The sequence below is a fragment of the Bacillus sp. FSL R10-2201 genome (assembly GCF_038008665.1).
Classification (GTDB): domain Bacteria; phylum Bacillota; class Bacilli; order Bacillales; family Bacillaceae_G; genus Bacillus_A; species Bacillus_A mycoides.
In genome coordinates this window covers 2,181,900-2,208,262 of the sequence record NZ_JBBOZP010000001.1, presented here as the reverse complement: position 1 = coordinate 2,208,262, position 26,363 = coordinate 2,181,900, and the positions used below count along the sequence as shown (strand labels likewise).

The following is a 26,363-nucleotide window of genomic DNA, read 5'->3' as shown; positions in this document are numbered from 1 at the left end:
ATCGCTTTCCTCCTATTTACACAATATATTTCCCGCGATTTATAATAACTTTCGCAATATCTCTCTTTTTCGTAAATAAGTTTGAGTATAAAGGCACTAATAATTGACGGATTTCAGCTAATATTTCTTGTCTATTTTGTTCTTCTGTGACAGCTGCTGAAAGAATGGAAATCGCAGCTTCTTCTACTTTACGATATCCTTCTTCACAAATAACACCTGTTATCATTTGCTTCGTACGCTCTTTTTCCTCACCATTTTTACTAACTGCTTTCCTCGTACGTAAAAATGCTGATTCCATGACGTACACGTCCGTCAACATATTTGATAATACGCGTGAATATTCTTGCTCTTGCTCAATTTTTATTCCTGGAGTTTTAGAGAGCGTTTTCAAAGATTGTTTCAACAATTTTTTCGCTAATAAAATGTAACGATGGTTTCTTTCTACATTTGCTACATCAATTTCTACTTCAGCATCTTCTATTTGCTCGATTTGCTTCATTAACATTTTTGCAACTGTTAATCTATTAATTTCATTCGTTCCTTCAAAAATACGACTAATTCTAGCATCACGATATAATCGTTCTACTTCGTATTCTTGCATATAACCGTAACCACCATGAATTTGTACAGCTTCATCTACGATATGAGCAAGTGTTTCAGAAGCGTTTACTTTATTCAGTGCACATTCAATTGCAAATTGGGACATTTTTTTCATAAGATCTTCATCACTCTCATGAATTGCTTCATCAATTACACCCGCTGTACGGTAAGCTGCACTTTCTGCTCCATATGTAGAAATAATCATATTGGCAATTTTCTCTTGAATCATCGTAAAATCTACTAATTCCGTTTGGAACTGTTTTCGCTCTTTTCCATATTGAACTGACAAACCGATTGCTTGTTTTGCTGTTCCAATATTTCCAAAAGCAAGTTTTAGTCTAGCGAAGTTAAGAATATTAAGAGCTACGTGATGCCCTTTCCCAACTTCCCCTAAAATATTTTCAGCGGGGATGACAACATCTTCTAAAATAAGCGTCGCTGTTGAAGATCCTTTAATCCCCATCTTCTTTTCTTCTAATCCTATTGATACACCTTCACATGTTCTTTCGACAATAAACGCTGTCATTCCTTTATTTGTCTTCGCAAAAACAACGTATACATCTGCCATATGAGCATTTGTAATCCACTGCTTCTCACCATTCAACTTCCAAGCAGTACCATCTTCATTCAATACTGCACTCGTTTTTGCACTTAATGCATCAGAACCAGCATTTGGCTCAGTTAAAGCATAAGCCCCAATCCATTCTCCCGATGCGATTTTCGGTAAATATTTTTCTTTCTGTTCTTTCGTTCCATAATATATGTAAGGCAATGTACCTACACCGGCGTGTATATTAAAAGAAACGCTAAATGCACCAGCGTAACCCATTTTCTCTGCTACAAGACCTGAGACAGCCTTTCCTAACTCGAATCCGCCATAATCTTCTGGTACCTCAATGCCTAATAATCCAAGTTCCCCAGCTTTCTCAAATAATTGGCGAGAAACTTTATAGTTATGTTGTTCAATATTCTCAATTTGCGGGACAATTTCTTGTTTAACGAATTGTTCTGTCGTTTTTGCAATTAAATCTTCATCCCCTGAAAAATCTTCTGGTGTAAAGAAAGTATTATTCACATCTTTATTGAGTGAAAAAAATTCATCCCATGGTAACTTCGTTTTCTCCATCTGAATCCCCCTATCATTTCGGCCTTCGTTGATCTTTGCATATGCTCGTCTACGATGAGTGGAATATCTTATTATTGAAAACAGAAGGCGATGATTTTTCACATCAAGCAGTTCGTTTTGCCAAAGATGTATTTTCATCGCCTAAATCCTTCTACCTATTGATCTTCAGATAATACTGTTTTTGCAATTCCAGTATCTAACTCTTCAAAGTCATGATATGAAATTGTTTCATATAATTCACTTCTCGTTTGCATATTAGAAAGTGCATCTTTTTGAGAACCTGTTTCCTTAATTAGCGTAAACACATTCTCATATGCTTTTGCAGCAACACGAAGTGAAGTTACAGGATAAATTACCATTTGGAAGCCCATATTCGCAAATTCCTCTGCACTATAATATGGTGTTTTTCCGAACTCAGTCATATTTGCTAGTAAAGGTGCATTCACTTTGCTAGTAAATAAACGAAATTCTTCTTCCGATTGAAGCGCTTCTGGGAATATTGCATCTGCTCCTGCTTTTACATATGCATTCGCTCTTTCAATCGCTGCATCTAATCCTTCCACGCCGCGAGCATCTGTGCGTGCTACAATATATAAACTTGGCGCAACTTCTTTAATCGCTTTAATTTTTTGAACTAATTCTTCTGTAGTAACAAGTTTCTTACCATTTAAATGTCCACATTTCTTTGGTAATTGTTGATCTTCAATCTGAACAGCCGCAACTTTCGCTTCCACCATTTCTACAGCTGTTCTCGCTACGTTTAGTACTCCACCAAATCCTGTATCAATATCAACAAGAACTGGTAAATCTGTAGCTCTAACTAGATCCCTTGCTCTCTCTGCTACTTCAGTAGACGTCACGATTCCTAAATCTGGTAGTCCTTTACTTGCAGTGTAAGCAGCTCCCGATAAATATAGAGCTGAAAAACCTGTATTTTTCGCAACAAGAGCCGCCATTGCATCATGAGCACCTGGAATTTGCAAAATTTCATTTGCTTCTACTAAAGCTCGGAAGCGATTCGTAAGCTCCTCTTGTGTCGACTGTTTATTCACAACCCAAGCCATTCTAAATTCCCCCTATTATTAAATTAAGAATAGATCTACAAATTCGTTTACATTCATATTTTCTAGTTTTTCTTCATTTAGACAAGCTTCATGGATTTTTTCTTGTTGCTTACTAGAATAATGACCTGCCATATTTGCAGTGAATTTTCGAACAACTTTTGGAATTGCTTCGTCTCTACGGAAACGGTGGCCAAGTGGATATTCACATTCCACATTTTCTGTTACAGTACCATCTTTAAAATGAACTTGAACAGCATTGGCGATTGAGCGCTTGTTCGGGTCAAGGTAATCTAAACTGTACTGTTTATTTTCAACAACAACCATCTTATTACGTAATTCATCTACACGTGGATCATTCGCTACTACATCCTCATAATCATCCGCAACGATATCTCCTTTTAATAAACCTATTGCCGTAATGTATTGTAGGCAGTGATCGCGATCAGCTGGGTTATTTAATGGACCTTCTTTATCGATAATACGAATTGCTGACTCATGAGTTGTAATTGTAATACGATCAATTTCATCTAATCTTTCTTTAAGTTCCGGATGTAATTTCACTGCACATTCTGCAGCTGTTTGTGCATGGAATTCTGCTGGGAATGACACTTTGAATAATACATTTTCCATTACATAAGATTCTAGCGGTCTTGCTAATTTTAATTCTTGCTTGTTAAATAACACATCTTGGAATCCCCATCCTGGTGCAGATAATGCCGTTGGGTAACCCATTTCACCTTTTAATGCAGTCATTGCGAGATGAACACCGCGGCTCGTCGCATCACCTGCTGCCCATGATTTACGTGAACCTGTATTTGGAGCATGACGATATGTACGAAGACTAGAATTATCAATCCACGCATGTGATAATGCATTAAAGATTTCCTCACGCGTTCCGCCAAGCATTTTTGCAACTACTGCAGTTGTTGCTACTTTTACGTATAATACGTGATCAAGACCAACACGGTTTAAGCTGTTTTCTAAAGCAAGTACACCTTGAATTTCATGTGCTTTAATCATCATTTCTAGTACTTCACGTACTTTTAATGGTTCTTTTCCTTCTGAAATACGAACGCGGCTAATATAATCTGCAACTGCTAAAATTCCGCCTAAGTTATCAGATGGATGTCCCCACTCTGCTGCAAGCCAAGTATCGTTATAGTCTAACCAACGGATCATACATCCGATATTAAATGCGCCTTTTACTGGATCTAGCACATAAGATGTTCCTGGTACACGTGTACCATTTGGCACGATTGTTCCTGGTACAACTGGTCCTAATAATTTCGTACACTCTGGGTATTGTAGTGCTAAAATTCCACATCCAAGTGTATCAAGTAATACGTAGCGAGCCGTACTGAATGCCTCTGCACTTGTAACCTCTTTATTTAATACATAGTCCGTAATTTCTTCTAATAATGCATCTTTTTGTTTAATTTCATTTGTTTTAATCATGCTATTCTTCCCTTTCTGTCGAAAATTCGTTATTATTAATGATGGGTGTCGGTCAAACACCCATCTGGCGGGCGGCGCTAACAACTCCCCAGTTGTTTTTATTTACTAAATGCATGTCGCTCGCCAATATAATTTACACGTGGACGGAACAAACGATTGTTCGCATGTTGCTCAATTACGTGTGCACATAGCCCTACTGTTCTAGAACTAAAGAAGATTGGTGTGTAAAGTTGAATTGGAATACCAAGCATCCAATATACTGGAGCAGCATAATAATCAAGATTCGGATAAATCCCTTTTTCCTTCTCCATAATTTTTTCTCCAGCTTCACACATTTCATATAGTGTATAATCGCCTTTCACATCACATAACTGCTTTAATGCTTCCTTCATCATAAGTGCTCTTGGATCCATCTTTTTCATATAAACACGGTGTCCAAAGCCCATAATTTTTTCTTTGTTATATAGTTTCTTCTGTAATAACTCTTCAAATTTCTCAACATTACCAGCTTCTAAAAGCATGTACATAACCGCTTCATTCGCACCGCCATGAAGACTTCCTTTTAAGGATGCAACTGCTCCTGTTAAAGCACCGTATAAGTCGGATTGCGTTGATGCAATAACGCGTGCTGTAAATGTAGAGTTTGGCATTTCATGTTCACTATATAAAACAAGGGAACGATCAAAAATTTTCTCTTCAAGTTCAGTTGGTTTCTTTCCAGTTAACATATAGAAGAAATTCGCACTATATGACAATTCTTGAAGAGGCTCAATTGGTTCCTCATTATTTAAAATATGGTAGCTATTCGCTACAATATTTGGCACTTTACTTAAAAGCTTGTATCCTCGACTTTTATTCACTTCTAACGAGCGGTTTTCGATATCACTATCGTAACCAGCTAATGCAGACACACCTGTACGTAGCCCATCCATAGGATGCGTTTCCTTAGGCAATGCCTTTAGAACATTGAATACACCTTCTGGCACTGTATATTCTTCTTTTAATTTCTTTTCAATTGTTACTTTCTCATCCTCATTCGGTAAACGTTCTTCTAATAAAAGGTGCACAATGTCTAAATACTCTTTTGTTTTTGAGAGTTCGATTAAATCATACCCTTGAATTACAATTTCACCTTTTACTGTGTCAAGAAACGAAATTTTCGTTTCCGCTGCTACTACACCATCTAATCCCGGGGAAAATTTTTCTTCAGCTTTCATCATTATTTCCTCCAATCCTAATAGATCTTCGTGCACATAACTGTAAGCCTTTACAATAATATGAAACTACATTTCTATTTCAATGTATCAGAGTTTTTAGAAGATTTCAATTTATTTTATAATGATAAGTTTCCTATACTTTTACCGATGTAATAATACAATTTTTCAAAAATAACTTTCATCTTTTATAAAGAAAGGACAGACATCCTTTTACAATTTTTTAAAACGAAATATAACAATTATCCATATAATCCCACTAAATATACCTTTAATCCCTTTTTCTTCAACAAACATAAAAAACCGAGCTGCACTCATGCACAGCTCGGTTTTTTATAATATTTATTTCATATGCCCATAAATATAATTCTTATATAAAATTTATTTATTTTTAATAAAATTATTATTTTACATAATTAAATTAAATTTCTTCCGTTTCTTTACGATAGCTTACAACTAATTCATAGTTTTGAAAGTACGAAAGATCATCAAAATCTATAAAAATAAACTACCGTCTTTCTCAACTGACACTATTTCCCCATCTGATTTCTCAGAAATAATCCCTAAAGAATATCCGGGCTGAATTGAGCTATTTCCTCCGTACCTTACAATACATCAAATAGATTCATCATGCTTTATACGCAATTCTTCCTTAAAGCATCGTCGAGCATCATGTTCAATTGAAATTTTCATCTTCGCTCTTCCTGTTTACGCAAAATCCTTTTTGCCTAATCTTTGTTTTACAAAAATGACAAATATAATTAAAGCTATTAATCCTGAAATTGCACTACCTGCGAATAAAATACGGTAACCAAACATTTGTGAAACAACTCCAAGTAAAATCGCACCTAATCCAATACCTAAATCAAATGCAGTAAAGAATGAAGCGTTAGCAACTCCTCTTTTACTAGGATCAACAATTGTCAGCATCGCTGCTTGTAAAGCGGGCTGTGCTGAACCGAATCCAACACCATATAATGCCGCTGCAATCATTACACCTATCAAACCATTTGAAATCGTTAGTACAACTATCGCTAAAATAGTAATACATAGTGCCGGAAGTATGATAAAAACTTCTCCATACTTATCTAATAGTTTTCCTGAAATAGGTCGTACAATTGTTAAAGCAATTGCATATACAAGAAAGAATGTCCCAGGATTCACATCAATTGATGACGCGAATAACGGTAAAAATGTTGTTATTCCTCCATATGCAAATGATAAAAAGAAAACAACAACCGTTATTGATAAAACGGATTTTTCAAACAGCTGAATTTTCCCTTTTTCTTTTTGTGGCGTGAATGGCATTTTCGTTATTAACGATAATACGACTGCCATAAAGGATAAAAGAGTTGCTAACAAGAATAGACCATGAAATGAATAATTTTGTACAACCCATAATCCAATCATCGGGCCAATTGCCATCGCGATTGTCATCGCCATGCCATACCAGCCCATCCCTTCACCACGACGTGAATCTGGAATAATATCAGTTATCGCTGTTCCAACTGCTGTTGTAGAAACAGCCCACGTCACTCCGTGAATAACGCGTAAAACAGCTAAAAGGGCAATAGTCGATGCTAAATTATACGAATACATCGTTATCCCAAAAAAGATGAGTCCGAAAATAATAAAAGATCTTCTACCATATTGATCTAACATTCCTCCAATAATCGGTCGTATTACAACCGCAGCTATTGTAAACATTCCCATCATCAGTCCAACTTGTGATTCATTTCCACCAATCTCTTTAATAAAGAGCGGGAGCGTTGGAACAAGTAAATAAAACCCTGTAAATAAAAATAACATCGCGATAGTCATTTGAATAAATGATTTCGTCCATAATCGTTCCATTAAAATTCCTCCATAAACACGTAAAATATTGCAATCAACATATCAATTGTATATTTTTCATGTTCCCTTGCCCTCCGCTAATAGACGTATCTTTTCATAATAAATGGTCTATCCTCAATTTAAGTTGGTCTTACGACTTTATACCTATGTTTTAAGCAAAAACCCTATATATGTACCTTTATATGTTCTAAAAGAATATACTATTTTATTATTAAACTTAGGAGTGATCGTTTCATGTGGGTATCACCAAGAATAACCGCCGTTGTCCCATCAGCTCCCTCAATACATGTTCCTGCCGTTCATACAGCTAGTTCTGATGTTGGTATCGAACTTCCTGCCGCTTGGCAACATTATCAATCGCCTGACCAAGTCACCCCTTCATTTTGGCATCATGGTACACACCCTAGTAGTAGTACTACTTTTTATAGCCCTAGTTATCCAATACCACCAACTCAAATTTTTTATCATTTCCCATCAATTTACTTTCAAAATTTCTATGGTACTTTTAACATTTAAAAATAATATTAACCTTTATAATATAAAAAGCACCAAAGGAACCGTTTTATCGGTACCTTTGGTGCTTTTATATACATTACTTATTGTCCATTATTGGCAGGGACTTCTCCTGTGTTCCCGCCAGTAGTTGGTGGCGTTGTTGCTGGTGGCGTTGGAGTTGTATTCCCTTGGCCTCCTCCGCCGTTAGTCGGTGGGGTAGTATTTCCTTGATCCCCACCGTTGTTCGGTGGCGTTGTATTCCCTTGGCCTCCACCATTGTTCGGTGGTGTTGTATTTCCTTGGCCTCCACCATCGTTCGGTGGTGTTGTATTTCCTTGGCCTCCACCATTGTTCGGTGGTGTTGTATTTCCTTGGCCATTTCCATTATTTTGTTCATTTTTCTTATTTAATTCATCCTGTTTCTTTTGCTCTTCTTGCTTCTTTAGCTCTTCTTGTTTCTTAAGTTCATCTTGTTTCTTTTGCTCTTCTTGTTTCTTAAGTTCTTCCTGTTTCTTTAATTCTTCTTGCTTTTTCTCTTCTTCAGTTTTTTGCTGTTGGTCTTGTTTTGGTTGTTCCGTTGTATCCGGTACGCTCGTATTTGGAGATGAATCACGTTTTTCACCTTTTATACGTAACTCACTACCTTCTTGAATAACACTACTTGGCATTTTAAAGCGTGATTTATCTGTAGCCATCTTGCTCATCATTTCTTTAAAGATCAACTGTGCAATTTTCGTATTTTTACTACTAATATACTCGTCTTTACCATCTTTCGTATATCCAGTCCATACTGCCATCGTATATTGCGGTGTATATCCTGCAAACCAACTATCACGAGTTGCACTTTCTGGAATTCCATATTGTGCTAGTTGTTTTGAAGAATAGTTAGTTGTACCTGTTTTACCAGCTACATCTAAAGAGGCCACATTTGCCGATGTACCAGTACCTGATGTAACTACAGAACGAAGCATATCAGTAATCATATATGCTGTAGAATCCGCCATAACTGGTTTTGGTTTTTGTCCAAAACTTTGTGACTTGCCGTCTGGATAAACTACTTTCTTAACAAAATGCGGCTTCGTATACTTACCGTCATTCCCAAATGCCGCATAAGCACCTGCAATTTCAGTTGGTGACGCTTCATTTGTACCGATCGCTGTTGATTCTGTCGGTGCTACATTAAATGTAATACCTAATTTCTCAGAGAACTCTTTCGATTTACTAATACCTACCTCTTTAGCTGTTTTAATAGCTGGGATATTACGTGACTTTGTTAGTGCTTCACGCATTGAGATTGGCCCTAAATGACTTCTATCTGCATTTCTCACTTCTTGGCCAGTTGAATACTTAAATGGAGAGTCATCGATTTGATGATACGTAGCCCATTTTAAATATTCAATAGCCGGTGCATAATCAAAGATTGGCTTCATAGTTGAACCAGCTGCACGATCTAATTCAATCGCCATATTATGCCCTTTAAATACTGCTTTATTTTCACCACGACCACTACCTATAGCACGAACTTCACCAGTTTTTGTATCCATAAATGTGAAAGCCCCTTGGAACTTATCGTTTGGATAATTAATAATATTTGCATTTAAAAGCTGATCAGCAAAATCTTGCGCTTTTGGATCCAAAGTTGTATAAATTTCTAAACCGTCAGATCCAATATTAACATCTGGTATTTCTTTTTCTACTTCTTTCACAACTGCATCCATAAATGCAGTATGTGGCATCGCTTGTAGTTCAGCTGCACTCTTAATATTTTTATCCACTGGTACTTTCGATGCTTCTTCCATTTCTGCCTTTGTAATATAACCATGTCGATTCATTAACCCTAGTACAGTATTTCTTCTTTCTGTTGCCCTTTGAACATTTTCTTTTTTCGTTGGGTCATAGTTATTCGGTGCTTTTGGTAAACCGGCAAGCATCGCAACTTCTGGTAATGTTAAATCTTTCAATTCTTTACCGTAGTAGTTTTGTGCTGCTGTTGCGATTCCATATGAACGATTACCTAAATTAATTTTATTTAAATACATCTCTAAAATTTCATGTTTTGAATACTGTTGTTCTAGCTTATAGGCTAAATATATTTCCTGAACTTTACGTTTTGACGTTTTTTCCATCGATAAGAAGTAGTTTTTAATAACTTGCTGCGTTATCGTACTACCACCTTGAGAGCCATAATCTCCCTTAAGACTAACTAAAACTGCACGAGCAGTACCTTTAAAATCTACTCCGCTATGCTCATAAAAACGCGAATCTTCTGTTGCTAAAAATGCATTTTCTACCAATTTAGGGATTTGATCATACGTAACATTCGTCCGCTTTTCTTTCCCATATTCATATACCAAATTCCCGTCTTTATCATAAATTTTTGAGGATAACGGATTAACAAGTTTTGCTTTCTCAAGTTTTGGTGCATCCTTAATCATTACGAAAAAGGTAGCAACCCCTGCCACTAATCCTACAATACCAAGTAGTAAACAACTGATTAAAAATTTACGAAAAAACGATGTTTTACCTTTTGGTTTTGTTTTTTTAGAAGCTGGCTGTTTTTTCTTTTGAACTTGTCGTCGCTCCTCTCGAGAACGATAATTTTCTGACATGTTACTTTCTCCTGCCTTTCAATTCTCCCGTTGATTTACTTGAAAATATTGAGGTCACTTTCCCAAATACATTTAATCAAGAAAGTATATTGACCTGGATCATTCAATATTTTCCCAATTCACAGATTATACATTTTAGAATACTTCTTATACAAACTATTTTCACTTCTATTTTTTCTAATAATACTGCCCCTTAAAGCATAGAATGTAAGAAGTGAATTTTTAATACCTCGTATAAATAATATACCTTTTTTTCAAATGGTCAATATTTTCTTATTTATAAATCAAAGGTGAAATAAAAATAGCACAACGATATGTACTTCGTGTGAACTTCCTTATAATTACGTATAACAAACATTTAATATATTGCATATAAGTATAATACTCCTTTAATTATTAGGATTTCAACACGACAATCCCCTTCTCTACAAGAAACCATCTAAAATGAAAAATAAGGAGTTGCGTAATGATGAAGCTATCTCCCGTTATTTCAAAAAAATTAGTTGCTGTTGGCTATAATCCTTTTTCTATGATTTTACGTATTCAACTAAAGAATGGTATGTATGATTTCTTTAATGTGCCAGAAAGCATTTACACCGGTTTATTAAACGCACACTCTAAAAGTTATTATCATAATACTTATATTAAAAATTCTTACCGCTATACTAAAATTTAAACTTGATTGGCATACAAAAAAGAAAGGCGAATCAAATCCCCTTTCTTTTTTGTATGTCAATCGCAATTTACCTTCTATTTCTTTTATTAATTTCATCATACGCTTGAACTTGTTTTTTAAGTCGCCTGTCGGCTTTTTTATCATGTACGACAAGAACTGCGTGTATCGCGCCTGGAACCCAAAAAATTAAGGTTAAAATGAAATTAATAATCGCTTGAAACGGCTTTCCGCAAAATAAAACAGCTACCGGCGGAAGTAAAATTGCTAATAAGTACATCATGTCTGAAAAACTCCTTAATGTTTATTTTTCGATTCTTCCCCATCCATCTCCTACACTATCAAACCTATGAAATCATGTTATTTCTAAAAGCGTATATAAGAACTCATCATTACAAAAATCACATATAATAGTATAACTAAATGAGAAGCCTCTCACTAACGTTAACAAGTTATTTTCACCTGTTCATTTATATGTATATTCTACGCCTATATGAAAAAGCCTACAAAAACAATTAACACATCCATCTTGTCCTACTTCTAAAATTGAAATACTCCAAACTTCATTGAAATGAGTATTTCATCACCTTTTCTTAGATTCCAATCGTTGTTCCTCTACTATTTCGGTTAATCCAATTGCTGAAATTACAGTACCTATTGCCTGTATCCAAATACCTATTAGCCCTATTATACGTTGATCTTCTTTATCTATATTACTGTCTTCTTTTCCCTTTTCTTCTTTTGGTATATTTTTAATACCTTCATATGCTTGTAATCCCGCACCTAAACTTTGCATTGAATTCCCTAATACGATAATCCACTGTATTCCATTTATCTCATTCAATGCTACTTCTACTCCTAAAAAAGCGCCAATTGATTGCAAACTATTTCCAGTAATTATAAGGAAATCATTTTCTTTCATTTGTTCATTGAGATTAAAATACGTTCCTATTACATTTGAAATATTACCTAAAGCTAATAACTCAATCCCCGTTTTCGCTAGCGCTTTATTTTTATTATCTATAGTTACCTCTTGCTTCTCACATTTATCTTCATCTTTCGCATCATTAGTTGCTATAATTTGTAATATATATCCGAGAGCTTGTAATGAACTCCCTACAATAACGAGATCCGACTCAATCTTTTCTTCTCCTGCAAACCCTCTAGTTGTTCCAATTGCTGCTATAAGATTTCCTCCAACTTGAAACCATGCCCCTGTCAATTCTAAATCGCGTAGGTTCATTTTCCATCACCTATATTAAAATTTTCTAGTACATTCGAAATAAACAAATATCACCTTTAATTCATTATTCTATTTTTCATATGTAATTTTGTGCATCACATAATGTACTAATAATACAAAAGAGCACCTTTCTGGCGCTCTTTTTGACAAGGAGTTTCTCAATGAATGTATGCCGGACATGTCAATGACTCACCGTTTTTATCTATTGATATATTTAATATATAATGAATTGCTTTATGTGACCACATTTCAGGTGTAGGAGATTCTTTTACATATTGAGGTGCACATAAGTGAAGCATTGGAGTGCTAATACTGCCACCTGGATCTAAAGCAACTACTGCCATACCATTTGGTAGTTCCATTGCCATTGACTGCGTGATACCTTCAACAGCAAACTTCGAGGCACAATATGGCGCAAGTTCAGCCTCGCCTTCTCTTCCCCAACTAGAGCTCATGTTAATAATAATTCCTTCTTTCCTAGCTATCATCGCCGGGACGAACGCCCTAATGACATTTACTACCCCGTTCACATTTACACTCATTACACTTTCAAATTCTTGTGCGGTAACTTTCCATAGAGGTGCATTTTGATTAACAATCGATGCATTATTTATTAACATATCGGGAGCCCTATACTTATTAAGAATACGACTTGCCCATTTACTAACTTGGTGATGATTTGAAACATCAATTATTTGAAAATCATGTGAAGCACCGTAATATTTATTAAGCTCTTCAATTTTATTTTTTGAGCGTCCACACCCTGCTATGTTCCACCCCAATTCATGAAACCTATCAACCATTGCACGTCCTAACCCTTGCGTTACTCCAGTAATAATTACAAGTTTCCCAATGTCGTTTCGCTCCAACTTCATCTCCTCCTTTCCATTAATATTACTCTTTTTATTCTTATTCAACTTCTCACTTAAGTATCAATTCATTTCATACTTTAGAAGTATTTTTGATATTACATATTACAAACAAAAAGAGTAACCATCATAGTTACTCTTTTTGTTTGTATCGTTATTATTTTTAAATTGTATCTTCTATTCCCTACATTTCTCACATCGATAAATATAGGTTACACCTTAATGAAAGTATATTTATGTTTACGGTTCGATTTATCCAAATACTTTTCAATCCACTTTTTCAACTTAACAGAGCCCACCTCTATCAATAAATTTCCACCTAGTCTTATAACATACTTTTATTTAAATTCTCAATCTCATTTTGCAACTTTTTAAATTGCTCAAAATGCATTGTTATAGATTGAATACTATTCCTTTCAACATTTTGCTTTACTAATAAAACGCCTGTATCGTGAAAAATTGCTTCAAGTTCTTTCCTTATAGATACTTTCGTAATATATGCGGTTTTAATTGCCGATAAAATTGCTATTTCATTAAACTTTAATTTTATTTCATTAGGACAAAATGCTTTTTCGATCAATGTGACATCATTACTATAAATATAAGCAACAAGTTTACTTGATTCTGCATCTGTTAAATCCACTGTTTTTATAACATTATCCATTACATTTTGCCTCCTTTAATTCCATATATATTAATTATTCAAATTTATTCTTTTTAAAATTCAGCTCTTCATTAATTTTAACATACTTTTTGCTCGATTGATTAAACAAAGCTTCAAACATTTTTCTATTCCGGAATATTTGTCAAATGAACCAATTAGACTATACCTTCATATAGTAATGCAAACAATTACTTATAAAGTAGGTGAAAATTATGCCCTCAGTTGTTGGGAATTTAGTTGTACAAAATAGTAACGGATCTTTCAACTTAGGTGATTTCTACAATGTTTCTCCAAAAGAGAATACGAAAGCTTATAACGGCTCTGGCGCATCTAACGTTGGTTTCGTAGTGAACACTTTTAGTGGGGTTAGCGCGACTAATACATTTGATTCTGATCTAGCAGATCAAAACCAAGTTGGTACGGCCTAACCAGATCTGTAATCATTTTTGTATAACATTTTAAAATTTGTCTATACTATACTCAGGCTGATACACAGCTATCATTGATTTTTTGAGTGCCAATCTTTTTCTCCCTTTCCCTGGGGCTAAGCAGCTAGCTTGCAGCTAGCTGCTTTTTCATTTAGTTCTTCACCTCTTCAAAAAATTAGGTTTTAACAGGTAGCCTGACTCACAGCCGAATTTTGAGGTGTGAATCTGCCTGTCCGTAAATAGCTAGATAAATTAAAGAAGCTAAACTTCAAAATTCAGCTTCTTTTAGGTTACATCAATTATGTCCATTGCAGAAAATATATATGTTTTATAAAATGCATCTGTACATTTTACAATTTGTTGAATTGGATTTATATGAACCACTGTCATATAACTCGTAAGTATGTATCCTTCTTCAAAATATGTCACTAACATCTCTTCTTCAGACAATAATGAAGTTAATAATTTGTCTGAAATGCTGTCTTTCGCTTCATTTGTTATTAGCGGTCTTTGGACTTTTAATTTCTCTCCAATAATTTTTTTCATACTTAATAATTGTTCCGACATTACTGTAAACGGAACCCACTCTCTTCCTTTTTCCTGTATCTTTACATAATTCATTTTCTTTACTCCTCAATTTTCTATATCTATCCATTCTTGAACTACCCCACTTTCACTTCGTTTAGAAGTGGGGGATTCCTAAATAAAGAGTTCTATCGAACTCTACTTTATTAGGCTATCTCCGCAGTCCTTGCGGTTAGAAGCCTTATCGCTTCATTCTTTATCCATCTCTTATTTATATGTAGCGTAGCTTTCCAATTCAAAACTATTTATGAATTTGTAGAAATCTCCACTTCGAAAGAACATTCGTTCTAATTATACACGAACGAACGTTCTTACGGAAGTGCAACATGTAAATTTTTCAAACAAAATGCAACTTTAATATATGAAGTTTATTCATACTCATTTATTACTCCCTTTTATTAATCAAATTTCTTTGCACTTCCTATCGCATCATAGAATACGTGTAGCAACAATAAAAGCGACTCCACCTAATGTGAAGTCGCTTTTATTGAACTAATTATATTTCTAATTTTACTTTTCTATCCTAACTAACGTTCTTTCTGGAATACAAATTTCAGCTATATCTCATTAACCATCCTTCAACAAAAGCATACACTTTTATTATGAACGAACTCACAAAGCTTTAGAAACTTATGATGTAAAACAATTCATTCCTCATAAGTTTCATACATATCGACAATTACTACCATTTATCCTGCTATTTGTAGGCAGTAAGATTCACACTCATCAATTTTTCACTTTCTTTATTGAATATGCTTGGGTTGCATTATAATATGTAATTCTCTTTCTGTTTCTGTTTTTTTCGGATTCCGATAATATTCCAGTTTATATTCTAATACTTCATACTCAACCATCCCAATCTTTATCCCTTTTGTTTCTTTTAATACAGCTAATAGAACGCTTATATTTTCATTAGATGATTCAAAAATTTTCCCTCCGCCTTCTCTCTTAAAAATAACTTTCATATATTCTCCCCCAAATTAATTTAATAATCTAGTAAATATAAAAATATTCATCCTATTTTAATAAAGTGAAGGCTAATAATCAGTGGGGGTTTTGTCCATCACCCACTGATTATTAGCCTTCACCAATCGGGCTTTTACGAGCAGTAAGACTCCCACAAATAGCGGGATAAATAATTCTTATCATCATTAAGAACATCCTTTTGTACTAAATGTTCAACATGTCACTTCCTATAAAGTTAATTTATACTCCAATAAATATGATATGTACCATTCTTTAAATTATGTCCTCAATTCACTCTCCACGAAAATATATTTAGTTTATATTTAACAAAATTAATTAACTAAAACATTATCATTTCAATATTTTACGAATTTAATTGCTTATTCCTTTTATCTACATCCAAATTTTCCTATTGTAATTCTTAATATTTAAATGTAATATTGTATTGTCTTACTATCTATTTATAACTCACACACTAACGCGAAAAGGGAACTCTATATGAGTTCCCTTTTCTATTGAAAACAAAAAAACAGAAATATAGCATTATGCTAAATCTCTGTTTTTCTTCTAAACCTTATTTCTCATCTAAGAATTTAAATGTATCTTTAAATTCTTTATCTGTTACTTTAATATCTGCTTCTTTCAATAGATCATTGATTACTTGTTGTTTCCATTTACCTGTCGCATCTTGCAGTCTTTGTTGTTCTAAATCTTTTCGAATCGTATCTTTTACTTCATCAAATGGTTTCAATTCTTTTTTATCCGTCACTTTTATTATATGATAACCATAAGATGTTTTTATTGGCTCACTTACTTGTCCTGCATCTAATTTATACGCAGCTTCCTCAAACTCTTTCACAGTTTGACCAGGAGCAAAACCAGCTATTTCTCCGCCCTGTTCCTTTGAACCAGTATCTTCCGAATACTGTTTCGCTAAAGCAGTAAAATCTTCACCATTATTTATTTTCTCTTTTACTTCTTTCGCAGTTTTTTCATCTTTCACTAAAATGTGACTTACCTTCATTTCAGGTTTATGGTTATCTTTCACATCTTTATCTGTGACAGTCGCTCTAATCGCTTTCTCAAGTGCAATTTCTGGCTTCATTCTCTCTTTTAATTCATCTTCATTCTTTAATCCTACTTGCTCTAAAGCAACTTTAAACTTGTCACCCATTTGTTCCTTCGCTGCTTCTACTTGTTTTTTAGCTTCTTCATCTGAAACTTTATATTTATCTAGCAATGCCTTATTTAACATCATTTGAGATAAAGTACTTTTTCCATATGTTTGCCTTAATTCTTTACTTAACTCTTTCTCTGTCACGTTTCCTACTTTTGATGTTGCAACATTTTCTGAGGAACCACACGCAGACAATGTTAGCGCCACACATGCAATAATAGTTCCCATAAATAGCTTTTTCTTTTTCAATTCAAATACCTCACTTTGATAAATGTATATTAGGAACTATACAGCGCTATTGTGAAATCAATGTGTTTTCTGCAAGTATTTCTCTTCATGCCAGAGACAAGCTTTATTAAATAAAAAAGCCGGCATAAAGCCGACTTTTTTATTTAATCTGCACATGTTCTTCTTTGATCCATTTGTTCCCACCTATATCTATATATCCATCTTGACGATTCCAAATACGATAAGGGACCTTCCCATCGACCGCACCTGTATCATTCCCGTTTGGCCCATCGTACGTTCTAATTTCATATCCAGGTGTGTACTTTGAATATGCATAAAACCATTGTACATTAAAATGTTCTAACTTAGCCCACTGTTGTTCACCACCTAAACAAATCATATCTTTTTCGCCACCTCCCCAATAACCTTTATAGATTAAATATGGGATTTTTTTCGTAAGTCTTCCTATAAATTGCGGATTCGCAGGATTTTCATATAAATTAATTCCGTATCCATCATCATATTTTGAAACTGCAATACCAATTCCATTTGGTTGCTTACTGTCTCCAATACTAGATTGATTTGTTTGATTTGAACCTATAAACCAAGAAAGATTTTTATTCCCAATTAATTGATTCAAATCACATTTTCCAATACCAGGAACATTTCCTGAATCAGTATATTGCCAAATATCACAAGGATATGCTGGTTTATTCCCTCCATAACGAGGAATCCAAATAAAATCAGCATCAATATTGCGAGCTCCAAATGATACATACGTGTGATGTCCTACATATAAACCAATTTTTTTTGCACCTAATCGGCGTAATTCATCAATAAATGCTTGAGTCCCGCCTTGCATATCTACCATTGTTTGAACTTCTACATCTGCCACCCAAAATTTAGCGTTTTTATCGCCACGATTCCAAAAATCTTGCGCTTCTTTTTTTGCATCTGAAATAGATATAAAACGGCAAAATGCATAATTCCCAAATGGGATACTACGTTTCTTCATTTCTTTCACATAACCTTGATACATAAAATCGACCGTATTCGAACCATCTTGAACTCTAGCAATAACTAAATCTAGCTGAGACGCTGCAATATCCCAATTAATATTTCCATTCCATTTCGAAATATCTACAATATAACCCATTACTAATCAACTCCTTTTTATTATCTTATTCAAAGCTTGTTTTATTGCTAGACCCATACGCCTAATAGCAAACTTCTATAAGACAAATAAATATATTTTCATCATTTTTTAAAACTAAATAATTTCTTTTTATCCATAATAAATAAGTCCTTCTTTTTTTCATTTGTAAACGATAAACTTGCGTTTATTTCATACTAAATATTGAGATAAAACTATAAATAATGTACATACTACATATAAGCAATTTTTGCTTATACTCATGAATGACCTCCAAGATTTTTCAATCTCCCTGTAAAAAGGCAGCTAAAAAAAGCTGCCTTTTTACAATTTATTATATAGAGACAAGTTAATTAACGCTTATTCCCTCATATTAGTCTGTTTTTAAGCTTTTTATAAACATGATATATATTTTTTCACAACACTATTTTGATACGTAATAGAAATTACATCAACTCATACAGTATATGTAATAATCAACTACAATAAAAATTACATATTATATTAATATGTCTTCCTAATTAAAAGGAAATAAACATATAACCTCTGTTATGTAAGGAGTTTATTTAATGAAAAAAATCCCTATCGTATTCAAAGTTCCCCCGAATTCAAAGCTAAAAGTTACATTCTATGGTCCTTGTAACGAAGTAATTACAAATGTATCTTTAATTAATCAACTACTCACCCCTACCTGCCAAACTGTATCTCAATATCCAGACTTCAAGAAATATATAACTGAAGTCCGATCATTATCAAATTGTTAATCGTATAATTTTATGATTTATCATTTCGAACAGTACGATAACAAAATAATAAAAAGAGCCGCATCTTTCAAAAGAAACGGCTCTTTTTCATTTCACAAAACATGACTTCATTAAAAAACTAAAATAACTCATTAATTGATATTCTGTTGATATTTTATTGATATTTTACACATATTAATGAAATGCGCATATATTATCGTATGGAGATTCTCCACTCATAAAACCTATCTTTTTTTGAGCATACTTTATTTGTATGCTCCTTTTTTATTCTTTACTTAACGGCTTACCCTGTTAATATTTCCAAATATCATCTGAACGAACATTGAATATTTCAATTCTTTCTTATTATGTGCTATGAATATAAGTTTAATAATTTATCTGTAGCTACATTTTCAGTATCACTTAAATCGACAAAATAATGAAGTTGCCACAATTGACTCTTCTTAGCTTGATTACTAATAGGTTTATCCCAAATAGGGTAAACCCTCATAGCCATTTTCCCTTTTTGATTTTGAGTTTTTAATATTTTTTCTTTTAGAAGAATCTCTTTTGGAAAAATAAATTGTCCTAGTTTATTATCCGCTATACAAGTGATAACTAAAAGGTTAGGAGCTGAATCATAAGAAAATGCCTGATTGCTCATAGAGGCATTCTTCTCCCAAAAAGAAACAAATTGTCCAATCTTATTAGGCGTAATTTTTGATACCCTAAATCGGATGCTTCTATTATTTAGCTGGAATACCCCTCCTGCATATTCTGAATTTTGCTTTTCTTCTTTTCGTTTAGTAATTAATAGATTATTAGGTTTGTAAATCATTTCATCTAGTTTTTCAATTATATTACTAAAATTTGTCATGTAAACGCACCTTTTTTATTTTCCAGTATACCAAGAACATTCGTTCTTGTATATTAAACTTAAACAAATGTTGGCTTTGAATAGTCGTTCAAAGATTATTTTATCTACTCCATCCATAACTTCAAATTTACTTTTATAGTATTTATTACATTACTCTTCCAATTCCTTGTATTCTTCATTATTTCATTAATATATTAATAAAAAACGAGGTACATATTACATGAATCCATCCAAAATTGACTTCGGCTCCATAGAGCAACCTTTATTCCTATTAATTTTATATCTTATCGCAATTCTTTTAACACTCGGCATTACATTTAGTATATGTCATTCCCTTTTACTAAATTTAAATGCACCGAGATGGGTAGCAAAACTGTTAGCTATCGTATTAACTCTAGGTGTTGCTTATCAAGTGTTTATGAACTTATTTTAATATATTACCAATTTAACACCTTTAACTAAAAGGCCCTACCATAAGGTAGAGCCTTTTTCAAAAAAATAGTCCATAAATCACAAACATGTCTTTTATTTTATTGGAGATGGGAATCTTGCAGCCTCAAAATGAGAACCGTCTTCTGTACTACTAAGAACCCCATCTATACTACTTTGTGCAAAAATCTCGACAATATCACCTGCATGTAATTGAAGTATTGTTGAAACACTTACGACATTACCGAAATTTATTGGACCAAAAAAGTCGTTATCTATAGCAATTGCCGCATTTCCATTCACTCGAACTTCTACACGCGCTCTATAATTTAAATTTGTATCGTTCGGAAAGAAACCAATCGTCCCAATTACGGAATAAACTCCTCTAGTCTTCGGAGTAAAATCTGATGTTGCTGGGTTATATTCGTTCGCTAAATCAAATTGTTCATTTTGAAATAATACTTTAACAAAAGTATTAGCTGGAAGGTTTTGATTAACTGTATTTACAGCTCTAAAAGCAGATGCTCTTACAAGGTTATTCTCCTTATGATCGCAAGAACAGTCATCACATCTTTTACCGCACTTATTATAATAATCACTTCTTTTTTTACAGCAATCATGATTTTTCTTTTGGTAACTCTCACAATTCTTACAATAGTAATAACAAGACATATATAGTGCTCCTTTCTAATCTACTACTGCATAATATGTATGCTAGACTTGGAAAGTTTGGACAGGTTATTGCGATTACAAAAATAAAAATGCTCCACCATAAGGCAGAGCAAAGAGAAAGTATAACTTTTAAAAACAAAGCACTCATGTAATATTCTGGTTAAATCAGTAATACAAATTATCTAGTTTCATCAACTCGGATTTTCAGAAAAAACTCCTCTGTACGATTTTATTATTATTGAATAGATTATATTGTTAAGTGAGATATGCAATATTTCATATTTTATTATTTCAATATTCCTTTATTATCGTTGAGTTGTAAACATTCTCTTAAAAACACTTTAAAATCAACACTTACTCTATAGCAAATACTTTTTCATCCTTCAGAATTACCTGTAAGCATTATATTCAAATATTATTATTGTAAATTATTGACCTGTACAAACGTATAATTTTTGTGTATTCTATGGACAAGGAGTAAGGTAAGAGTTACTCTTTGCCATTTTAGGAAAGGCCCTGTTGGAGACAACAGGGCCTTTTTTCATATTTTTTTATAGTAAAACACCCAAAATTTATAGACGGTTGGCAATAATTTTTGCCAAATTCCTCTCTCATCATTCTTATCGTCACCTTTCATTTTGGAAAAATAATATCCCCCACTTAAGAATCCTTGCGTTGCATATAACTCATGAGGTTGTAACATTCTCATTCCAATATCTAAAATTTTATAATTGTTCCCTAGATACGAATCATTTCTTATAAGGGCGCTCTGTACTTGCGCTCTTATATAAATACTTAAATTTATTCCCCCGCATATTTTTATAAATTGTATACAGTTCCATATGGAATTGTTGAAACAGAAATTCCGTATGGTGTAATATGATGCATTGGGTAATAATACTCCATAGATGGATAGTACGGTTGTATGCCTTGCTGTATTTGTTGCATTTGCTGCTGTGCTTGTAACGCTTGTTGAACAGCTTGAATTGTAGTTTGTGCTCCGCTATACGTAATACCCGCCGTACCATACGGACGCATTCTATCTCGGGTATCAAAATATGAATAAAACATTATTATTCAACTCACTTCCATATAAGTTATTACAAAGTATGTTATGATTCTTAATTTCAGTGAGTGTTAAAAACTAGTCCACTAGCTTTTATTCAAATAGCGTTTTTGTTCACCTTCCTTCTTTTGACCCTCACTCTTTCCCGAAATATTCCGGCGATTTTTCGCATTCAAGGCTAATCTTTTCACCGACAATCAATCGGTCTACATTTGCAAGCATCCACGGGTATTCAGGATGCTGCAGGATTGCATTTCTGCGTTGTACCTTTAAATCCCGTACGCTTGGAATCGACTTATGGCATCTTGTAACTTTTCGGCATCGATAGACGTTTTCATGATACCTTCTTACTCCTGTGGATCAGCTTTACCATAGCTATTGTGCATGGATATCGGGTTTTCTAGCATCTAGCTCACCTCCTTAAAAAATGCAGGATTTTCCTTTCCATTATCGAATTAGTAATGTTTGAAAAGGGGGTGTAATATGGCAGAAATTAAAGTAGGACTTACACAATTTTTAGACTTCACACTGAAAAGTAGTGCAGCTAAAACAAACTTTGTAAAAAATCTAAAATCTCAACCGGAATACCAACCAGCTTTTGATTACTGGAAACAATTACGAGATACTGTTATTAAATTTCATCAAAACGAACTACCTTTTGAATGTTTCGAAACATTAGTGCAAACGGTTGATCAGAAGAAAAAGCAAAACTATATTGATGTCATAAAACAGTACAAAAAATTTATTAAAAACAAAGACGTCTCTTGGTTCGATCCAGGTAAATCACATTGGATATCAGATGATTTAATCGTCCGCTCATCACCTGAACTCGGTTTGCTCATTAATGATGAGCCGCATCTTATCAAACTGTTTTTCAAAGGAAAAAAAGAGCGAATTGATAAATACAACATCAACTCAACGCTGACATTATTAAACGAATCGACATTTTCAAATGAACATAACGATGTGAATTATACGGTTCTTAACATCCAAAAGAACAGAATGTATACGAATAACTCTATTAATAATGATCATTTAATAGCGCTTGAATCAGAAGCTAACCAGCTTTGTTATATATGGAATAAGATGTAAAGAGTACTATTCATCTCTTTCAATACCTTTTCCATGCATAATTTGGGCACAATTTTCACAGATCCTATCAGTTTCGTTTAATTGAAGCTCACCTTCTTGTTCCTCACAAACAATGCAGGGTGGGCGTTTTTTCGAAAATAGTTTCTTTAACCATTTCCGCATCCTAACTCACCTCCTCCGAAAGAGTGATATAATGAGCTCTCTCCACTAAATCAGCGTTAACCCCCTGGTTTTTTAACCGATGAAGAAGATCTTCGTTTTTTAGAACATGCAAAAGAAAACCGTTATTATATCGCTTATCTTCTTGCTATTACATGTGGAATGCGTAAAGGTGAAATCTTAGGTCTACAATGGAAAAAGATTGCTGATTTTACCTGACATTACTTTAATGGCACTAAATGACCATCTGCAAAAAATCTCTGAGGAAAAAGAGCGATATGATGAAAGCTATAATGACTACGATTTGGTCTGCCGTTTCAGAAGTTTGACACAGCTCTGGAAAAAGCTTATAAAGAAAAGTGAGGTTCCTGATATTCGGTTCCATGTTCTGAGGATTATGTTAAAGCAAGGTATACATCCGAAGATTGTGAGTGAACGATTGGGGTATAAAAAAGTAGGTATCACCTTGGACACCTACTCACATGTTGTACCAGGCCTACAAGAAAAAGCAGTCGAGGATTTTGCAAACAACCTATTTCAAAAACACTAATGTTTGCAAAATGTTTGCAAACACGGATTTTGCATAAAAATACTAGCTTATCCGTGTGACATTGAGAGGAGTCAAAAACATGAAAGAAATCAAAGCTGAACAAGAATTCAAAGACATCATCGCAAGCGAGGAGCCAGTAGTTGTTAAGTTCTTTACTACATGGTGCCCAGATTGCGTGCGTATGGACAACTTTATCGGAGATGTAATGGAAGAGTTCAATAAATTTGAATGGTATTCTATTAATAAAGATGAGTTCCCAAGTATTGCTGAAGAGTATCAAGTAATGGGTATTCCAAGCCTACTTGTATATCAAAATGGCGAAAAGTTAGGTCACTTACATAGTGCAAATGCAAAAACGGAAGAGCAAGTTACTGAGTTTTTAGAAGCATACTAAGAAACGAAAAACCTCTGAAAAATCATCAGAGGTTTTTTTCGTTTTCAAATTGTTCTTTGCCTTTGTCTCTTTCTGGAAAGTGAATATTATAATGCTTTCTCCTCTTCTTATTGAAGAATTTTGTTATCATTTCTTATATATTACTCACATGAGGAATTACAAAGAGTCATTTTGCGAAAAATATATATGAAAAAAATTTTGAGAATCATTATTCTCGCCCTCTTTCCATTTGCCATAATCATCATTAATTGTTTAATAAATTTCCACTTTGTACTTTTCAACATATTTTTCCTTAACGAAACTTTGTTATCCCCTTCTTAAAAAGCTATAAAACGTCAACAATGTTTGTATAGACCCACACGAGTTTCGTTTGATACTCTATGTATAGAAAGAAATTCCTTGTAGAAAGGCGAGTGATTAAAATGGATTCTCTTTCTCATAAAGAAGCTGATAAAGGTGCTATTGTCAGCATTATAGCCTACATATTTTTATCCTCTATGAAAATCATCATCAGTTATATTACCCTCTCTAGCGCATTACGTGCTGACGGTTTGAATAACTTAACGGATATTGGTGCTTCTTTAGCAATATTAATTGGCCTGAAAATTTCTCGTAAGCCTCGTGACCCAGATCATCCATATGGGCATTCGCGTGCAGAACAAATCGCATCACTTGTTGCTTCCTTTATTATGGCAACGGTCGGATTAGAAGTTGTTATTAGTGCAATTCAATCGTTTTTCAATCCGAAACAAGCAGCACCTAATGTACTTGCTGCATGGGTGGCTTTATTTTCTGCTGTCGTTATGTACGGTGTATACAAGTATACGAAAAAGATTGCAATGCGAACAAAAAGTAAATCATTAGAGGCTGCTGCAAAAGATAATTTATCAGATGCTCTTGTAAGTATTGGTACAGTAGTAGGTATAGTCGGAGCACAGTTCCAAATGCCTATTTTGGACCCTATTGCTGCTTTACTTGTCGGTCTTATTATTTGTAAGACCGCGTGGGAAATTTTCGTAGAAGCTTCTCATATGCTAACGGATGGAATTGATCCTGAAAAAATGGATGAATACGCTGATGCTATAGGGCATATTTCAGGTGTAGAACATATTGTAGATATTCGTGCTCGTATGTATGGGAACCAAACGTATGTGGATATTACAATTGAAGTAGATGCTCGAATGGATGTTAGCGAAAGCCATTGTATTACTGACAATATTGAAGATATGCTTCGAAAAAAATTCGGAATTTACCATGCTCATATTCATGTGGAGCCCATGCAAAAAGAACCTATTATGACATAGGTTCTTTTTTAATGAACGCCTTATGAAATATAATACATAAAACGAGCCAGCTACCGCCCGCTGCCCATCCGGCTAATATGTCAGATGGATAGTGTACGCCAAGATAAATTCGGCTAACTGAAATAGATAATACAACGAAGCTTGCTATAAAAATAATCAGCAACTTTTTATGCAATGAAATACGATCTTCTGTAATTGTGACGTATGCAATAAATCCTAAAAAAGCAGTAGCATTCATCGTATGACCGCTCGGAAAGCTATATCCAGTTGCTGTAACAAGCTGCGTCACATCAGGTCGTGCTCGTTCATACCATAGTTTGAGCATACTGTTCAAATAACGTGATCCGTAATAATTAATTGTTAGAAGTAATGCACTTAATATTTTTTTTCTAAGAAGAAAATACATTACAAGTATAATGAGTAACGGGAAATATATTCTTTTTGAACCGATAAAGGACACCCAAGTAAAATAGGTTGTCAAATACTCGTTTCGGAAACTTTGAATAAAGTGTGCGACTACATTATCAAATTTTTCAATACAAGCGGTATGATACGAAAGTGATAGTGCGACAAAACAAATGAGTAGTGTACAACTTAACAAGTATAAATGTCGGTATCGTTTCACATACATAACCTCACTATGCAAAAAAATGGAGCGGTTGTTTTAGTTTTCC

At 33.9% G+C, this 26,363-nt stretch carries 28 protein-coding genes and 2 pseudogenes; 9 read left to right on the top strand and 21 right to left on the bottom strand.

All coding sequences use genetic code 11. The annotated features are described in order from the left end of the window. Positions 1-16 precede the first annotated feature (16 nt). From NSQ69_RS11470 to NSQ69_RS11445, 6 genes and pseudogenes are all read right to left on the bottom strand, one after another. Positions 17-1,726 carry an acyl-CoA dehydrogenase family protein gene (locus tag NSQ69_RS11470; RefSeq protein WP_078203245.1) on the bottom strand — a complete coding sequence of 570 codons (1,710 nt, stop codon included), beginning with the start codon at positions 1,724-1,726 and terminating at the stop codon, positions 17-19. Positions 1,727-1,881: 155 nt separating this feature from the next. Continuing rightward, positions 1,882-2,790 (bottom strand): methylisocitrate lyase, encoded by a 909-nt coding sequence (prpB, locus tag NSQ69_RS11465; protein WP_002168448.1) that lies wholly within the window; start codon positions 2,788-2,790, stop codon positions 1,882-1,884. An 18-nt stretch (positions 2,791-2,808) separates the two neighbouring features. Then, positions 2,809-4,245 (bottom strand): 2-methylcitrate dehydratase, encoded by a 1,437-nt coding sequence (gene prpD / locus NSQ69_RS11460; protein WP_002085755.1) that lies wholly within the window; start codon positions 4,243-4,245, stop codon positions 2,809-2,811. Between the two features lie 98 nt (positions 4,246-4,343). Continuing rightward, on the bottom strand, positions 4,344-5,465 hold the full coding sequence (mmgD, locus tag NSQ69_RS11455) for a citrate synthase (protein WP_002168449.1): 1,122 nt from the start codon (positions 5,463-5,465) through the stop codon (positions 4,344-4,346). A gap of 415 nt (positions 5,466-5,880) precedes the next feature. Continuing rightward, positions 5,881-6,152, bottom strand: a pseudogene (locus NSQ69_RS11450) (HesB/YadR/YfhF family protein). A gap of 15 nt (positions 6,153-6,167) precedes the next feature. After that, positions 6,168-7,313 carry an MFS transporter gene (locus tag NSQ69_RS11445; RefSeq protein WP_002168450.1) on the bottom strand — a complete coding sequence of 382 codons (1,146 nt, stop codon included), beginning with the start codon at positions 7,311-7,313 and terminating at the stop codon, positions 6,168-6,170. Between the two features lie 234 nt (positions 7,314-7,547). On the opposite strand from NSQ69_RS11445, the gene NSQ69_RS11440 reads away from it, so the two are divergent. Continuing rightward, the gene (locus NSQ69_RS11440) at positions 7,548-7,829 is read left to right on the top strand and encodes a hypothetical protein (protein WP_002185918.1); all 282 of its coding nucleotides are present in this window, start codon (positions 7,548-7,550) and stop codon (positions 7,827-7,829) included. 80 nt (positions 7,830-7,909) lie between these two features. On the opposite strand, the gene NSQ69_RS11435 is transcribed toward NSQ69_RS11440, so the two are convergent. Then, the gene (locus NSQ69_RS11435) at positions 7,910-10,417 is read right to left on the bottom strand and encodes a transglycosylase domain-containing protein (RefSeq protein WP_002185919.1); all 2,508 of its coding nucleotides are present in this window, start codon (positions 10,415-10,417) and stop codon (positions 7,910-7,912) included. Positions 10,418-10,883: 466 nt separating this feature from the next. Between NSQ69_RS11435 and NSQ69_RS11430 the strand changes: the two genes are divergently transcribed. Next, entirely contained in the window at positions 10,884-11,093 is a 210-nt protein-coding gene (locus NSQ69_RS11430; protein WP_002085762.1) for a KTSC domain-containing protein, read from the top strand. Between the two features lie 67 nt (positions 11,094-11,160). Here the strand turns inward: NSQ69_RS11430 and NSQ69_RS11425 are convergent, their stop codons facing one another. From NSQ69_RS11425 to NSQ69_RS11410, 4 genes are all read right to left on the bottom strand, one after another. Beyond that, on the bottom strand, positions 11,161-11,373 hold the full coding sequence (locus NSQ69_RS11425; protein ID WP_002085763.1) for a YqaE/Pmp3 family membrane protein: 213 nt from the start codon (positions 11,371-11,373) through the stop codon (positions 11,161-11,163). Between the two features lie 300 nt (positions 11,374-11,673). Then, positions 11,674-12,333 carry a DUF6944 family repetitive protein gene (locus tag NSQ69_RS11420; protein ID WP_002035373.1) on the bottom strand — a complete coding sequence of 220 codons (660 nt, stop codon included), beginning with the start codon at positions 12,331-12,333 and terminating at the stop codon, positions 11,674-11,676. 158 nt (positions 12,334-12,491) lie between these two features. Next, positions 12,492-13,202, bottom strand: coding sequence for an SDR family oxidoreductase (locus tag NSQ69_RS11415; protein WP_002085764.1), 711 nt, complete (start codon positions 13,200-13,202; stop codon positions 12,492-12,494). Between the two features lie 325 nt (positions 13,203-13,527). Then, positions 13,528-13,866, bottom strand: a complete 339-nt coding sequence (locus tag NSQ69_RS11410; RefSeq protein ID WP_002127270.1) for a hypothetical protein — start codon at positions 13,864-13,866, stop codon at positions 13,528-13,530. A gap of 212 nt (positions 13,867-14,078) precedes the next feature. Between NSQ69_RS11410 and gerPF the strand changes: the two genes are divergently transcribed. Next, positions 14,079-14,294 (top strand): spore germination protein GerPF, encoded by a 216-nt coding sequence (gerPF, locus tag NSQ69_RS11405; protein ID WP_001141569.1) that lies wholly within the window; start codon positions 14,079-14,081, stop codon positions 14,292-14,294. Positions 14,295-14,579: 285 nt separating this feature from the next. On the opposite strand, the gene NSQ69_RS11400 is transcribed toward gerPF, so the two are convergent. The 4 genes from NSQ69_RS11400 to NSQ69_RS11385 form a co-directional block, all read right to left on the bottom strand. Next, on the bottom strand, positions 14,580-14,915 hold the full coding sequence (locus NSQ69_RS11400; protein ID WP_002085766.1) for a YolD-like family protein: 336 nt from the start codon (positions 14,913-14,915) through the stop codon (positions 14,580-14,582). Between the two features lie 707 nt (positions 14,916-15,622). After that, complete coding sequence (locus tag NSQ69_RS11395) at positions 15,623-15,844, bottom strand: hypothetical protein (protein ID WP_002012623.1); 222 nt, start codon at positions 15,842-15,844, stop codon at positions 15,623-15,625. A gap of 575 nt (positions 15,845-16,419) precedes the next feature. Further along, positions 16,420-17,271, bottom strand: coding sequence for a peptidylprolyl isomerase PrsA (locus tag NSQ69_RS11390; RefSeq protein ID WP_002031835.1), 852 nt, complete (start codon positions 17,269-17,271; stop codon positions 16,420-16,422). 139 nt (positions 17,272-17,410) lie between these two features. Continuing rightward, positions 17,411-18,406: a glycoside hydrolase family 25 protein gene (locus NSQ69_RS11385; RefSeq protein WP_002136170.1), complete on the bottom strand. Its 996-nt coding sequence runs from the start codon at positions 18,404-18,406 to the stop codon at positions 17,411-17,413. Between the two features lie 566 nt (positions 18,407-18,972). Here NSQ69_RS11385 and NSQ69_RS11380 point away from each other — a divergent pair. Next, positions 18,973-19,167 carry a hypothetical protein gene (locus NSQ69_RS11380; RefSeq protein ID WP_002085768.1) on the top strand — a complete coding sequence of 65 codons (195 nt, stop codon included), beginning with the start codon at positions 18,973-18,975 and terminating at the stop codon, positions 19,165-19,167. Positions 19,168-19,519: 352 nt separating this feature from the next. On the opposite strand, the gene NSQ69_RS11375 is transcribed toward NSQ69_RS11380, so the two are convergent. Next, a complete protein-coding gene (locus NSQ69_RS11375; RefSeq protein WP_002012628.1) occupies positions 19,520-20,023 on the bottom strand; it encodes a MepB family protein in 504 nt (167 codons plus the stop codon). Positions 20,024-20,243: 220 nt separating this feature from the next. Between NSQ69_RS11375 and NSQ69_RS11370 the strand changes: the two genes are divergently transcribed. Next, a complete protein-coding gene (locus NSQ69_RS11370) occupies positions 20,244-20,456 on the top strand; it encodes a hypothetical protein (protein ID WP_002012629.1) in 213 nt (70 codons plus the stop codon). 92 nt (positions 20,457-20,548) lie between these two features. Here the strand turns inward: NSQ69_RS11370 and NSQ69_RS11365 are convergent, their stop codons facing one another. The 3 genes and pseudogenes from NSQ69_RS11365 to NSQ69_RS11355 all read right to left on the bottom strand — a co-directional run. After that, the gene (locus NSQ69_RS11365) at positions 20,549-21,124 is read right to left on the bottom strand and encodes a C1q-like domain-containing protein (RefSeq protein WP_002185929.1); all 576 of its coding nucleotides are present in this window, start codon (positions 21,122-21,124) and stop codon (positions 20,549-20,551) included. A gap of 819 nt (positions 21,125-21,943) precedes the next feature. Further along, on the bottom strand, positions 21,944-22,195 hold the full coding sequence (locus NSQ69_RS11360) for a DUF3947 family protein (RefSeq protein WP_002127261.1): 252 nt from the start codon (positions 22,193-22,195) through the stop codon (positions 21,944-21,946). 133 nt (positions 22,196-22,328) lie between these two features. Next, positions 22,329-22,463: pseudogene (locus NSQ69_RS11355) on the bottom strand (YqaJ viral recombinase family protein); the annotation flags it as partial. A 210-nt stretch (positions 22,464-22,673) separates the two neighbouring features. On the opposite strand from NSQ69_RS11355, the gene NSQ69_RS11350 reads away from it, so the two are divergent. Further along, entirely contained in the window at positions 22,674-23,282 is a 609-nt protein-coding gene (locus NSQ69_RS11350; RefSeq protein ID WP_002012636.1) for a hypothetical protein, read from the top strand. Positions 23,283-23,288: 6 nt separating this feature from the next. Here the strand turns inward: NSQ69_RS11350 and NSQ69_RS11345 are convergent, their stop codons facing one another. After that, positions 23,289-23,444, bottom strand: coding sequence for a hypothetical protein (locus tag NSQ69_RS11345; protein ID WP_002127258.1), 156 nt, complete (start codon positions 23,442-23,444; stop codon positions 23,289-23,291). Between the two features lie 199 nt (positions 23,445-23,643). Between NSQ69_RS11345 and NSQ69_RS11340 the strand changes: the two genes are divergently transcribed. The 3 genes from NSQ69_RS11340 (at position 23,644) to NSQ69_RS11330 (ending at position 25,689) form a co-directional block, all read left to right on the top strand. Continuing rightward, complete coding sequence (locus NSQ69_RS11340; protein ID WP_002127257.1) at positions 23,644-23,991, top strand: hypothetical protein; 348 nt, start codon at positions 23,644-23,646, stop codon at positions 23,989-23,991. Between the two features lie 79 nt (positions 23,992-24,070). Further along, positions 24,071-24,385 (top strand): thioredoxin family protein, encoded by a 315-nt coding sequence (locus NSQ69_RS11335; RefSeq protein ID WP_002012639.1) that lies wholly within the window; start codon positions 24,071-24,073, stop codon positions 24,383-24,385. A 422-nt stretch (positions 24,386-24,807) separates the two neighbouring features. After that, positions 24,808-25,689, top strand: coding sequence for a cation diffusion facilitator family transporter (locus NSQ69_RS11330; RefSeq protein WP_002085782.1), 882 nt, complete (start codon positions 24,808-24,810; stop codon positions 25,687-25,689). On the opposite strand, the gene NSQ69_RS11325 is transcribed toward NSQ69_RS11330, so the two are convergent. Beyond that, positions 25,679-26,314 (bottom strand): phosphatase PAP2 family protein, encoded by a 636-nt coding sequence (locus tag NSQ69_RS11325; protein WP_002127255.1) that lies wholly within the window; start codon positions 26,312-26,314, stop codon positions 25,679-25,681. The two genes, NSQ69_RS11330 and NSQ69_RS11325, sit on opposite strands and share 11 nt — an antisense overlap. Positions 26,315-26,363 lie beyond the last annotated feature (49 nt).